Source organism: Bradyrhizobium sp. 2TAF36 (genome assembly GCF_052114925.1).
In the GTDB taxonomy this organism is placed as follows: Bacteria; Pseudomonadota; Alphaproteobacteria; order Rhizobiales; family Xanthobacteraceae; genus Bradyrhizobium; species Bradyrhizobium barranii.
In genome coordinates this window covers 69,656-82,761 of sequence record NZ_JBFRFR010000035.1, presented here as the reverse complement: position 1 = coordinate 82,761, position 13,106 = coordinate 69,656, and the positions used below count along the sequence as shown (strand labels likewise).

At 64.4% G+C, this 13,106-nt stretch carries 10 protein-coding genes; 8 read left to right on the top strand and 2 right to left on the bottom strand.

Translation table 11 applies throughout. The annotated features are described in order from the left end of the window. Positions 1-762: 762 nt before the first annotated feature. Complete coding sequence (locus tag AB4Z51_RS21370; RefSeq protein WP_441497905.1) at positions 763-2,373, bottom strand: AAA family ATPase; 1,611 nt, start codon at positions 2,371-2,373, stop codon at positions 763-765. Here AB4Z51_RS21370 and AB4Z51_RS21365 point away from each other — a divergent pair. The 3 genes from AB4Z51_RS21365 to pepT all read left to right on the top strand — a co-directional run bounded on the left by AB4Z51_RS21365 (position 2,372) and on the right by pepT (position 5,105). Beyond that, positions 2,372-2,584 (top strand): hypothetical protein, encoded by a 213-nt coding sequence (locus AB4Z51_RS21365; RefSeq protein ID WP_167768211.1) that lies wholly within the window; start codon positions 2,372-2,374, stop codon positions 2,582-2,584. The two genes, AB4Z51_RS21370 and AB4Z51_RS21365, sit on opposite strands and share 2 nt — an antisense overlap. Positions 2,585-3,405: 821 nt before the next feature. Beyond that, positions 3,406-3,735: an HU family DNA-binding protein gene (locus AB4Z51_RS21360; RefSeq protein ID WP_028155929.1), complete on the top strand. Its 330-nt coding sequence runs from the start codon at positions 3,406-3,408 to the stop codon at positions 3,733-3,735. 119 nt (positions 3,736-3,854) lie between these two features. Beyond that, positions 3,855-5,105, top strand: coding sequence for a peptidase T (gene pepT / locus AB4Z51_RS21355; protein WP_135216002.1), 1,251 nt, complete (start codon positions 3,855-3,857; stop codon positions 5,103-5,105). A gap of 175 nt (positions 5,106-5,280) precedes the next feature. Here pepT and AB4Z51_RS21350 read toward each other — a convergent pair whose 3' ends face one another. Continuing rightward, positions 5,281-5,997 (bottom strand): cation transporter, encoded by a 717-nt coding sequence (locus AB4Z51_RS21350; protein WP_071913348.1) that lies wholly within the window; start codon positions 5,995-5,997, stop codon positions 5,281-5,283. Positions 5,998-6,184: 187 nt separating this feature from the next. On the opposite strand from AB4Z51_RS21350, the gene AB4Z51_RS21345 reads away from it, so the two are divergent. Genes AB4Z51_RS21345 through AB4Z51_RS21325 form a run of 5 tightly spaced genes read left to right on the top strand, consistent with a single transcriptional unit; the run spans position 6,185 to position 13,042 of the window. Then, positions 6,185-6,550, top strand: coding sequence for a hypothetical protein (locus AB4Z51_RS21345; protein ID WP_135216001.1), 366 nt, complete (start codon positions 6,185-6,187; stop codon positions 6,548-6,550). 55 nt (positions 6,551-6,605) lie between these two features. Then, a complete protein-coding gene (gene ihpA / locus AB4Z51_RS21340) occupies positions 6,606-7,880 on the top strand; it encodes a divalent metal ion exporter subunit IhpA (RefSeq protein WP_135216000.1) in 1,275 nt (424 codons plus the stop codon). Further along, positions 7,877-8,854 carry a divalent metal ion exporter adaptor subunit IhpB gene (gene ihpB, locus AB4Z51_RS21335; protein WP_135215999.1) on the top strand — a complete coding sequence of 326 codons (978 nt, stop codon included), beginning with the start codon at positions 7,877-7,879 and terminating at the stop codon, positions 8,852-8,854. The genes ihpA and ihpB overlap by 4 nt, the downstream gene beginning before the upstream one ends. Next, positions 8,847-12,065 carry an efflux RND transporter permease subunit gene (locus tag AB4Z51_RS21330; protein ID WP_135215998.1) on the top strand — a complete coding sequence of 1,073 codons (3,219 nt, stop codon included), beginning with the start codon at positions 8,847-8,849 and terminating at the stop codon, positions 12,063-12,065. The genes ihpB and AB4Z51_RS21330 overlap by 8 nt, the downstream gene beginning before the upstream one ends. Positions 12,066-12,067: 2 nt before the next feature. After that, positions 12,068-13,042: a cation diffusion facilitator family transporter gene (locus tag AB4Z51_RS21325; RefSeq protein WP_439036705.1), complete on the top strand. Its 975-nt coding sequence runs from the start codon at positions 12,068-12,070 to the stop codon at positions 13,040-13,042. Positions 13,043-13,106 lie beyond the last annotated feature (64 nt).

Here is a 13,106-nt window from a genome sequence, read left to right as displayed (position 1 = left end):
GTCAATGCGCCCTCCTGTGATGAGCTGGATCAGATCTGGCCGCTTGTGCGGCTGATCGGGTTAGTGGCTAGTGGCGCCGAATGCCAAACGCACCGACTCTTTTTGATATCAAAACTCGGACTAGAATTCTGCCACTGTTTTGTTTGGTGCCTTGCTCCAAGGGGAAGGACCGCTCCAGGGGGTGGTTCATGCTCTGGCGCGGTCGCCCCCACCTACCGCTCGCCAAGTTGCACGCGTCATCCCGCAGGTTTTCGAAACACAGCCAAAATTTTCCTCGAAATCTGCGGGATGACGCGTTGGATTGTGCGGCCGGAAGTTAAGGCCGATGGTGTGAGAGATTGAGTCGCCCCACCCCTATGCAGCCAGCCACGGTAGCAGATCGCCGAGGCCAGCCTCCAAGAGCGACTCCACCGCAACCATTCCCATGTCCACTCGCACAAGCTTGCCAGCCTTGTGTAGACGCCGGCCCTGAGGCCAAGCGCCTCCCTGATACGCGCGCTCGCCTGTGGTCGCTTGCTCTGCCAGGATGCGGCGGTGTTGCGCCGGAGTGCGTGGTTGGTTGTCGTTTGCGGGGTTCATGGTAGTCCTCGACGTGGTGCTTATATCTGGCCGCTTGTACGGTCTTGGTTTCGTCCGGCTGTTCCGCTGGATCTGGGCACCCAGGGCACCTCGCTCATGTTTGGTTCTTTAATGTCCAAACCATCGGCGGGTGCAGGTGCATCGGTGCAACCCCTAAAGGGGGTTGCACCTGCACCTTTGCACCTAGCCGCTTAAATGGTCGCTTGGTGCAGGTGCAAGTGCATCAGGTGCATGCACCTCGTTTGCACCTAGATTTTGAACCTCTGCAGGTATGTAGACCTTCGGAGTGCCGTTTGACTGGACGCGGCCTGCGTCTTCGAGCGCCCTGACAGCTCGCTTCCATCTTGACGCGATGGTGTTCTCCTTCACGTCGGGGTGCATCTGATGATACCTCGCTTGCCACATGCCACCGCCGACAGGACGCCCGCCCGCTGAAAGCTCGGTCAGGATGTCCATAAGCTCGGTCTCTGCCTTGGCCTGCACGGTCTGCTTGACCTTCTCGCCCGCGCCCCTGGCAAATCCAGCAACGTCCACCGCTTTCGCCACAACAGGCGCGGTAATCGGCTCGCCTTCCTCATCGGTGCCGAGGTCGACCGACTCCATGCGGAAATTGCAGATGACGCCTTCCTCGCCGTCGTTGGTGCCGTCGCATTCCAGCACATGGCCGGCCGCGTTCTTCTTGACCATGAAAGACGCATCAACCGCGCCGTCCAAGTCGATCGCACCCTTGCCACGTTCGCCCGCCCAACTGGTGTGATGCACCACCGTCAGGTGCGAGCCGGTCTCGGCAATAATCGTGTCGCAGGACCGGACATACTTCGCCATGTCCTTTGATTGATGCTGGTCACCGGGGCCGAAGGTGCGTGTGAGCGTGTCGATGATAATCCAAACACATGGCTGGCCGGTTATCTCGGCCGCCTTCTTGACTGCCATGGCAATCGCCGTGGCATGAAGCGTGCCCGTGGTCATATCTATCAGGCCACCAAGCACGAGCAGTGGAAGGTCTTTGACGCCGTGCTTCTTGCGGAACGCCATCATGCGCCGCTCGGTGAGTTTCTTGCGCTCGGCCGCCACGTAGACAACCAAGCCTTGCTTCACCTTCCTGCCCATCCATGGCAGGCCGGCCGCAATGTGACATGCAAGGTCGGTCACGATGACGGACTTTCCTGACCCTGGCAGGCCACTAATCATCGTGAACTCGCCAGCGCCAAGCATACCCTTGACGACAGTTTCCTTCTTAGCCTCGGTGCCGATGTCGTCGAACCAGGTGAAAGTGAGCTTGCCCCACGAATCCAGCTTGGCCGGCGATTGCGTGTTATCGTTGGCCGCGACCGGCTTGAATAACAACCGCGCCCGCATCAGCGCCATCGATTGCTGCAGTTTAGATGGCTCTCGCTTTGGCGGCTCGGCCCCGATATCGCGAGCGATAATCGACTCGGCGACAGCGCGGTCGGACTCCGGGCCATGTATCTGGATTACCTCGGGCTTGCCGTCATCCAGCCGTATCAGGAACGTTCCATCCGGGTCGCAGCCGTCGACGTCGCTTACAAGCACGCATGCTGCGCGGGCGGAGGGCTCGTCCTCTGGCCATTCGTCGGCAGGGAGCTTCCGAACGTTGGCCGGGTCGGCCCCTGCCCAATCCGGCTCGCCATCTTCGCCGGCTGGTGCAAGGACAACGTCGGCGAGGCAGTGGCCTTGGTCGGTCAGGACGTCATAGATGCCGAAGGTAAGGTCGCGGGTTTCTTCAGTCGGGATTGGGTCGGTATTGGTAGATTTAGCTTGCGAGACGTTCATGCTGCGACAGTCCTGCGACGGTAAGGAGAGCAATCTTGTTGGCGATGTCGTGGTTGAACGCACAGGTGCGGCCACGCTCATTGTCAGGACCAAACGCGCGGTACGAACCGTCCGGCGCTCGCGAAACACGCACGCCGTAAATCTTGATGCCTTCGGCCGTCTCGATATCGACGTGCGCAATGGCTCCCGCACCCGCTCGCGCGGGGCGTAGTCCAATGATTCTCATCTTGTTCCTTATGGTTGTTAGGTGGAGGCGACCGCATATTGCGGTCTAGCCTCGAAGAAAAACTCGCCGTCCGCCTGGCAGAATACGATTCCACACCGGTCTGTTCCGGCGACCGCCAGCGCGAGATGCCTGTCGAAGCCGGTCAAGCGCGTATCCGACAGGATGCGCCTCGCCCAAGCATGACGTTTCGCCCGAATAGTCACGAACAGCCTCCGAATGGAGAAAAAGACGCGCCACGGCCTGAGCCAGTCGGCGCCGCTATTGTTGCCAAGGTGTGCCGCCGTATCTGGTTGGGTCGCATAGAACCAAATACGGTTGGCAGCGCCCAGACACAGGGCGCCGCTTTAGAAAAATGAGGGTCGGGACATGCCGGTTGGCGCGCCAAAAGAAGAGTCGCCGACCGGGGCGGCCTTCGTTTGTTCCATCCACAACTTTAAAGCGATTTATCCGGTTGTGCGGTTGTGTTTTTGGTTCTGAAATAGCGAGGTCCGCGGTTTCAACTTCGGCCCGTTACGGTCTCGTTCGGGTTCCAGGAAAGTTGAAACTCTGATTGAGAACAAGGACCATTCATCCGGCCTGTCACGCCGGAGGTCGCGGGTTCGAGCCCCGTCTCTCGCGCCATTTTGGCAATCCCTTCATAGTCTTAGCCCGAACTTCTCGATGCCTTTCGCGGCACTGCCGGCGTCTGCCGGGAACTCGTGGCATAGTCAGCCCGCGCCCGAATCGTCTAGGCCTTCCAGGACTTGGAGGGATCCCCACGCTTGACCGGCTTTTCCGGGGCTTCCCTGTCATTGAGGAGGCCAGACATGGCTAAGAAGGATTCGGCCAAGAAGGATTCGGCGAAGAAGGCAGCCGCTCCCGCCACCATCACGCTCAAGCACCTCGCCGCTGACATCGCGGAGAGCCAGGACCTTTCGAAGAAGCACGCCGAGGCCGTCCTGACCGATATGGTCGATCTGATCGCCAAGCACCTCAAGAAGGGCGACCGCGTCCGCATCGTCGGGCTCGGCATCCTCCAGGTCCGCAAGCGCGCCGCCCGCACCGGCCGCAACCCCACCACCGGCGAGGCGATCCACATCAAGGCCAGCAAGAAGGTGGCCTTCCGCCCGGTCAAGGAGCTCAAGGAAGCGATCTAGCAGCTACGTTTCGTTAAGCCTGATCCGCTTCGTTCTGGCCGCATCACGGCCCGCTTTTCTGATATACCGCCTGCTTCCCCCAAGCCTTGCTTCCCCAAGATCCGGCGGTTTGACCAGAAATGTCCTCCCTCTCCTTTTCGCACACCGTGACCGAACGCTTCCTGCGCTACGTCACCATCGACACCCAGTCCGATCCGGAATCCCCGGCCTCGCCCTCGACCGAGAAACAGAAAGATCTCGGCCGCGTGCTCGCCGCCGAGCTGAAGGCCATGGGCGTCGCCGACGCGCATCTCGACGACTTCGGCTACGTCTACGGAACGATCCCGGCCAACACCGACAAGAAGGTGCCGGTGATCTGCTTCTGCTCGCACATGGACACCTCGCCCGACGTGACCGGCAAGGACGTCAAGCCGCAGCTGGTGAAGGACTATCGCGGCGGCGATATCACCCTGCCGGGCGATACCAGCCAGGTGATCCGCTTCACTGAACATCCCGCGCTGAAGAACCAGATCGGCAACGACATCATCACCACCGACGGCACCACGCTCTTGGGCGCCGACAACAAGGCCGGCGTCGCCGAGATCATGGATGCCGCGCATTTCTTCATCAACAACCCCGATGTGAAGCACGGCACCGTCAAGATCCTGTTCACGCCGGACGAGGAGATCGGCCGCGGCGTCGACAATGTCGACCTGAAGAAGCTCGGCGCCGATTTCGGCTACACCATGGACGGCGAGAGCGCCGGCAGCGTCGAGGACGAGACCTTCTCGGCCGACGGCGCCACCATCACCATCAACGGCGTCAGCGCCCATCCAGGCTACGCCAAAGGCAAGATGGAGCACGCGATCAAGATCGCAGCCGCCATCATCGAGCGGCTGCCAAAGGAAGGCTGCTCGCCCGAGACGACGTCAGGCAAGCAGGGCTTCCTGCATCCGATCGGCATCGACGGTGCGCTGGAGCAGGCGACGCTCTCCTTCATCGTGCGCGACTTCACCGAGGAAGGGCTGAAGGAGAAGGAAGTCCTGCTCGAGAACATCGTCAAGGACGTGATGAAGGACTATCCGCGCTCGACCTACAAGTTCGAGGTCAGGGAGCAGTACCGCAACATGAAGCAGGTGATCGACCGTCACCCGCACATCCTCGAATACGCGATCGAGGCGATCCGCCGTGCCGGCCTGCGCCCGATGCGCACCGCGATCCGCGGCGGCACCGACGGCTCGCGCCTGTCCTTCATGGGCCTGCCCTGCCCCAACATCTTCGCCGGCGAGCACGCGTTTCATTCGCGGCTCGAATGGGTCAGCCGGCAGGACATGGAAAAGGCGGTGCAGACGATCGTGCATCTCGCGATGATCTGGGAGGAGAAGGCGTAGGAACGCTGCTACCCCCGGCAGCAGGGCAAAATAATTCCGAGCCCTGCGGAACGATCCAGTACGGGGCGCGTTAGCGTCTCAAGTCCCAAGGATGAGAATGTGAGCACATAAGGCCTCAGCCGGTCAGCCCCGGGCTGGGGCCTTTCCGCGTTTGGATCGCGCGCAAAGGCCACCCTCAGGCAGTCACGGCAGCTTGCCCACCGCGATACTCTGCCCATGCTTGCCGCAAGATTTGCAGCGACGAGGTCAGGAAGATTCCAGCCATTACCGCGGCGACAGCCAGATCGGGCCATGCCGTCGCGGTTCCAAATACACCGATGGCAGCGACCATCACGATGACGTTGCCGATCGCGTCATTGCGCGAGCAGAGCCATACCGACCGCACATTGGCGTCGCCGTCCTTGTAGCGCGCAAGCAAGAGAACCGAGGTCAGGTTCGCTGCCAGCGCGGCCAGGCTCATCGCTCCCATCAGCTCCGCACGCGGGAGCCCCAGGACCAGGGTCTGATAGAGCGTTGACCCGAACACCCAGGCGGCCATGGCACTGAGCGACAACCCCTTGAACAACGCGGCGGTGGCACGCGTCTTGATGCTCGCGCCGATCACCGAAAGGCTCAGGCCGTAGGTGACCGTGTCGGCGAGGAAGTCGAGAGCGTCGGCCTTGAGAGCCTGGGAGCCGGCCAAATGGCCCGCCGCCATTTCACTCACGAACATCGCCGCGTTGATGGCGATGACGGTCCACAGCACGCGCTTGTATCGCGGATCGAGCCCGTCGAAGACCGGAACGCCCGCCGAGCAGCAGTCGGCGCAGCCTGACGCGGCGACTTCCTCCACACGGGCTTTGGCGGCTTCCCCGCAGCACGCATCGTGCGAGCAGCAAGACTCTTCGGGCATTCCGAGCTCCCTCTCGTCGTTTCTATCTTACCATGGGACCGCAACGATGGCGATGAACGGACGTCGCTGCTTGCAATCGCGTGGACACATGCGGGTGCGACGTTCAGTTCCGCACACGTAACATTATTGCGGGTCGACACTGTTCCGGTCGCCATGCTACGAACCCGGACGTAACCAGAGTGACTTCGTGACTGCGATCCGCCGCCCGATCAGATTGTTTCGCCTGCGCAACTGGCGCGGGCTGTTGGCTGCGTGTCTCGCAATCACCTATCTGCTGTCCGGCGCGCTCCATGGCGCGCACGACATCGATGTCACCAGCCCCTCCGGCGGCTCGGAGATCGCCTCGATTGTCGAAGACGGTTCTGCGGGCCATGGCGATCACAAGGCCTTCGGCGGCCATCACTGCCACGGCTGCTTCTCGGTCGCCGTCGCGCAGCCGCTGCAGCCTGGATCCGCCGCCGACATCGTTGCCGCACCGATCCCGCAGCGTGAGCCTGCGCTGCTCGGCATTGCGCCCGACACCGACTCTCCGCCCCCCAAACACCTGACCTGAACTGATCAGCCGGGCGCCTGCGCGCCCACGATACGATTGTTCACAGGTCACCTTCATGTCTTGCAGACGGACTGCCGCGCGCCTGGCGTGCGCGATGGCGATTTTCGTCAGCCCCTGGCTGACGCAGCACGCCCACGCCCAGACGCTGACGATGCGGAGCGCGCTGTCGCGCGCGCTGGCCGCGAGCCCGCGGCTCACCGCGGCAGAGCGCGACGTCGGCATCGCCACGGGGCAGCGCATCCAGGCCGGCGCGCTGCTCAATCCGGAACTGTCCTATGAACAGGACAATTCGTTCGGATCGGGCATCTATCGCGGCACGAGATCGGCCGAGACCACGCTCCAGATCAGCCAGGCCTTCGAGCTGTTCGGCAAGCGTGATGCGCGGATCGCCGCGGGCGCCGCCGGCATCGAGGTGGCCGCGATCCAGCGCAAGGCGGTCAGGCTGGAGGTGTTGTCGGAGACTGCGATCGCCTTCCTCAGCGTGCTCGGCGCGCAGCGGCGCATCCAGATCCTCGACGAGCAGATCGCCGCGATCGACCGGCTGACGCCGCTGCTGCGCCGCCGCGTCGAGGCCGGCGCCTCCTCGCCGGCAGAGACCGGCCGCGCCGAGGTCGCGTCCGCCCTGGTGAAGGCCGACCGCGAACGCTTCAAGGCAACGCTGGCGAGCGCCAGGCGCGAGCTTGCGGTGCTGATGGGGGATCCCGCGGCAAAGTTCGGCGAGGTCTCCGGCCGGCTCGATACCACGGGAAAGACGCCGACGTTCCAGTCGGTCGTGGCCGCCATCGACGCCAATCCGCAGCTGGTGCGCTGGACCGCGGTCTATGCCCAGCGCAACGCCGAGCTGTTGATGGCGCGCTTAAGGCCCTATCCCGACGTGCGGATCGCGGCGGGATGGCGCCATTTCAACGAGACCAATGACGACGCGGTGCGCCTCACCGTCTCGGTGCCGATTCCCGTGTTCGACCAGAACCAGGGCAACATCCTCTCGGCGCAGGAAAGCCTCGCCAAGACCAGGGCCGAGCGCGAGGCCAACCGCAACACGCTGATCGTGGTCGCCGGCCGCGCCTACGACTCGCTCCAGGGCTCGCTGCGCGAGCTCGCGGTGCTGCGCGAGACCGCGATTCCGAAAGCCACAGAAGCCTCGGAGGCGATCGCGCAGGGCTACGGCCAGGGCCGCTTCTCCCTGCTCGAAGTGCTCGACGCCCAGGCGAGCGTCACCCAGGCGCGGCTGCGCGAGCAGGAGGCGCTGCAGAACTTCCATGCCGGCGTTGCGACCATCGAAGGCCTCGTCGGCAATCCCTTTGCGCTGGCCCGGGAGAGCGCGCGATGAAAACATCCTCCACCATCGTCATTGCCATCCTTGCCGCAGCACTCGGCGCTTACGGCTATTCCCTGCTCGCCCCTGCCGGGGTCACGCACACCGAGCATGCCGCGGACAAGAAGCCGGAGAAGCCGAACGACCATGTCGAGCAGGACGAGCACGGCGCCGACCGCATCCGCATCTCCGACGTCAAGCTGGCGGCCGCCGGTGTCACGCTGGCGGAGGCCGGGAGTGCGACGCTGACCGATACGCTGTCCTTCAACGGCATCTTGCGCGCCAACCAGGAAGCCGTCGTGCAGGTGACGCCGCGCTTTCCGGGGATCGCCAAATCGATCCAGAAGCGCATCGGCGACAGGGTCGGCAAGGACGATCTGCTCGCCGCGATCGAGAGCAACCAGAGCCTCACCGTCTACGAGCTGAAGGCGCCGATCGCCGGCACCATCATCGAGCGGCAGATCTCGCTCGGCGAATACGCCTCCGAGCAGAAGCCGGCCTTTGTGGTCGCCGACCTCTCGACGATCTGGGTCGACCTGTCGATCTACCGGCAGGACCTCCGGCGCGTTCGTCTCAATGACGAGGTGCTGATCGATCCCGACGACGGCCGCGGCGAGATCAAGGGCACGATCTCCTACATGGCGCCGATCGGCAGCAGCGAGACCCAGACCGCGCTCGCCCGCGTGGTGCTCGCAAATCCAGACGGGCGCCTGCGTCCCGGCCTGTTCGTCACGGCGCGGCTGATCCTCGCCGCGCGCAACGTCGCGGTCGCCGTACGCCGAAGCGCGATCCAGACGCTGGAGAACAGAACCATCGTGTTCGTCCGCGAGGACGGCGACAAGATCGAGGCGCGTCCCGTGGAACTCGGAGATTCCGATCCGCGCCATGTCGAGATCAAGGCGGGTCTTTCGGCCGGCGAGCACTACGTCGCGGAGAACAGTTTTGTCGTGAAGGCGGAGATGGGCAAGGGCGAGGCGGAACATGATTGAGCGTCTCATCGCCGTCTCGCTTCAGCAGCGCTGGCTGGTCCTCCTGCTCGCGCTCGGCGCCGTCGCTTTCGGAGCGTGGAATTTCCAGCGCCTGCCGATCGACGCCGTCCCCGATATCACCAACGTCCAGGTCCAGATCAACACCCGCGCGCCCGGCTACTCGCCACTCGAAACCGAGCAGCGCATCACCTTCCCCGTCGAGACCGCGATGGGCGGCCTGCCGAAGCTCGATTACACCCGCTCGCTGTCGCGCTACGGCCTGAGCCAGGTGACGGTCGTGTTCAAGGACGGCACCGACATCTATTTTGCCCGCCAACTCGTGGGCGAGCGCATCCAGCAGGTGAAGGACCAGCTTCCGGCGGGCGTCGAGGTCGCGATGGGCCCGGTCTCGACCGGCTTGGGCGAAATCTTCATGTACACCGTCGAGGCAAAAGCGGGCGCGAAGACGCAAGGCGGTCACGACTATTCGCTGACCGATCTGCGCACCGTGCAGGACTGGATCATCCGGCCGCAGCTTCGCAACGTGCCGGGGGTGATCGAGGTCAACACCATCGGCGGCTTCGAGCGGCAGTTCCACGTGCTGCCGGACCCCGGCAAGCTGATGGCCTACCGGCTCGGCTTTCGCGACGTCATGACGGCGCTCGCCGCCAACAACGCCAATGTCGGCGCCGGCTATATCGAACGCAACGGCGAGCAGTATCTCGTGCGCTCCCCGGGCCAGGTCGGCAACATCAGCGAGATCCAGGACATCGTGATCGGCTCGCGGGGCGGCAATCCCGTCAGGATCAGGGATGTCGCCACCGTCAAGGAAGGCCGAGACCTCCGCACGGGAGCGGCGACGCGCGACGGCGAGGAAACCGTGCTCGGCACCGCCATGCTGCTGATCGGCGAGAACAGCCGCAGCGTGGCGCGCCGCGTCGCAGCCCGTCTCGACGAGATCGCCAAATCGCTGCCCGACGGCGTCGTGACCCGGACCGTCTACGACCGCACCCATCTGGTCGAGGCCACCATCCGCACGGTCGAAAACAACCTCCTGGAAGGTGCGGCCCTGGTCGTGGCCGTGCTGTTTCTGATCCTCGGAAACATCCGCGCCGCGCTCGTGGTGGCCTGCGTCATTCCGCTCTCCATGGCCATGACGATCACCGGCATGGTCGAAACAAAAGTCAGCGCGAACCTGATGAGCCTGGGTGCGATCGATTTCGGCATCATCGTCGACGGCGCCGTGATCATCGTCGAGAACTGCCTGCGCATGCTGGCCGAGGCGCAACGCCAGAAAGGCGGCCTGCTCTCCACTCCCGAACGGCTGCGCGCGATCCTGCGCGGGTCGCGCGAGGTCATCAAGCCGAGCTTGTTCGGAACGCTGATCATTGCCGTTGTCTACCTGCCCGTGCTGACGCTGACCGGCGTCGAGGGCAAGATGTTCACGCCGATGGCGCTGACCGTGCTGATGGCACTCGGCGCCGCGGTGCTGTTCTCCATCACCTTCGTGCCGGCGGCGGTTGCCATCTTCGTCACCGGCAAGGTGTCCGAACACGAAAACCTGTTCATGCGGGTGGCGAAGCGCATTTATCTCCCCCTGCTCCGCCTCGCGATCGACAATCGGGTCGCGGTCACCGTCATGGCCGCCATCATCGTGGTCGCAAGCGGCATTGCCGCCGCACGCATGGGCGGCGAGTTCATCCCGAGCCTGGACGAAGGCGACGTCGCGCTGGCCTCGATCCGGATTCCCGGCACCAGCCTCACGCAGTCGCTGGATCTGCAAAAGGCGCTGGAAAAGCGCATCAAGGAGATTCCCGAGGTGAAGGAATTCTTCACCCGCATCGGCACCGCCGAAATCGCGACCGACCCGATGTCGCCGGCGCAGACAGACGGCTACATCATGCTGAAGCCGCGCGCGGAATGGCCCGATCCGGACAAGCCGAAATCGGAGGTGATCGAGGCTATCGACCACGCTGCCGACGACATTCCCGGCAGCGCCTATGAAATCTCCCAGCCGATCCAGTTCCGTGTCAACGAGCTGATCTCCGGCGTGCGTAGCGACGTCGGCATCAAGGTCTTCGGCGACGACCTCGACATCCTCCAGGGCGCGGCAAAGCAGGTCGAGGCCGCAATCCGCAGCATCCGCGGCGCCAGCGACGTCAAGATCGAGCAGGTCTCGGGCCTGCCGATCCTCACCGTCCGGCTCGACCGCCAGGCGCTCGCCCGATACGGGCTCAGCATCGGTGAGGTGCAGGGCATCGTCGAGATCGCGGTCGGTGGCAAATCGGCAGGCAAGCTGTTCGAGGGCGACCGCCGTTTCGATATCGTCGTGCGCCTGCCGGAACATCTGCGCGGCAATCTCGACGCGATCCGGGCCATCCCGATCCCGCTGCCGCCGAGCGAGGAAGCAGCAAGCGGCACCGCCGTTCGAACAGCGCTGACCGCCTCTCCCCTTGCCCAGATGCGCTATGTTCCGCTGTCGTCGGTCGCAACTGTCGATGCGACGCCCGGTCCGAACCAGATCAGCCGCGAGAACGGCAAGCGGCGCATCGTCGTCACCGCCAATGTCCGCGCGCGCGACCTCGGCTCCTTCGTGAGCGAGGCGGAAGCCGCCGTCGCCGAGAAGGTCAAGCTGCCGCCGGGCTATTGGATCGGCTGGGGCGGCCAGTTCGAGCAGCTGGTCTCGGCGACCAAGCGGCTGATGATCGTGGTACCGGTGGCGCTGCTGCTGGTGTTCCTGCTGCTGTTTATGGGCATGGGATCGGCGGCGGATGCGGCTCTGGTGTTCTCCGGCGTGCCGCTGGCGTTGACGGGCGGCGTCGCGGCGCTTCTGCTGCGCGACATCCCGCTGTCGATCAGCGCCGGTGTCGGCTTCATCGCATTGTCGGGCGTGGCCGTTCTCAACGGCCTCGTCATCATCGCCTTCATCGAGCGGCTGCGCAGCGAGGGGCGCCCCGTGGCCGACGCGGTACGCGAAGGTGCGCTGACGCGGCTGCGCCCAGTGCTGATGACCGCGCTGGTCGCCTCCCTCGGCTTCGTGCCGATGGCGCTCGCCACCGGCGCCGGCGCCGAGGTGCAGCGTCCGCTGGCGACCGTGGTGATCGGCGGCATCATCTCCTCGACCGTGCTGACGTTGCTGGTGCTGCCGGCGCTCTATGCGCTGTTCCGGCGTGACGCGGCTGCCGAAACGCCTACAATGGCGCCTGATTTGGCGGCGTCCGGGGAGCGCTAGATTTGGGCAGCCACGACCATCACGGTCATCACCACCATGATCATGCCGGCCACGCGCATGACCACGGACATAACCATGGTCCTGGCCACGCGCATGTCCATGCGCCCGCCGATTTCGGCACGGCATTCGCGATCGGCATTTCGCTCAACACCGCGCTGGTCGTGGCCGAGGCGATCTACGGCTATATCGGCAACTCCACCGCCCTGCTCGCCGACGCCGGCCACAATCTCAGCGACGTGCTCGGCCTGGTCGTGGCCTGGTGCGCATCGATCGCGGCACGGCGCGCGCCGAGCGGCCGCTTCACCTACGGCTTTCGCGCCTCCACCATCCTGGCGGCGCTCGCGAACGCGGTGTTCCTGCTGGTCGCGACCGGCGCGATCGGCTGGGAAGCGATCTTGCGGCTGCGCGAGCCGGAGCCGGTCGCGGGCGTCACCGTGATGGTGGTCGCCGGCATCGGCATCCTCATCAACGGTTTTACCGCCATGCTGTTCGCGCGCGGACGCAAGGACGACATCAACATCGAAGGCGCCTATCTGCACATGGCGGCCGACGCCGCGGTCTCGCTCGGCGTCGTGGTCTCGGCGGCGCTGATCATCTGGACCGGCTGGCTCTGGCTCGATCCCGTCACCAGCCTCGTCATCTGCGCCACCATCCTGTGGAGCACCACCAGCCTGCTGCGCGGCTCCATCGACATGTCGATGGCTGCGGCGCCCAGGGGCACCGACATCGCCGCGATCAAGATCTTTCTGCTGGAGCGGCCCGGCGTCTCGGGAATCCACGACCTCCACGTCTGGCCGATCTCGACCACCGAGACGGCACTGACCTGCCATCTCGTCATGCCCACCGGAGCCGGCGATGCATTCCTGATGGAGACGGCGCAGATGCTGAGGGCGTCCTTCCGCATCGGCCACACCACGCTCCAGATCGAGACGCATCCCGACAATGGCTGCGCGCTCGCGCCGGATGATGTGGTGTAATGGGCACAACGCCTCCACATCGTCGCTTCGCTCCTCGCAATGACGACGTCGAGAGAGAGCGGCG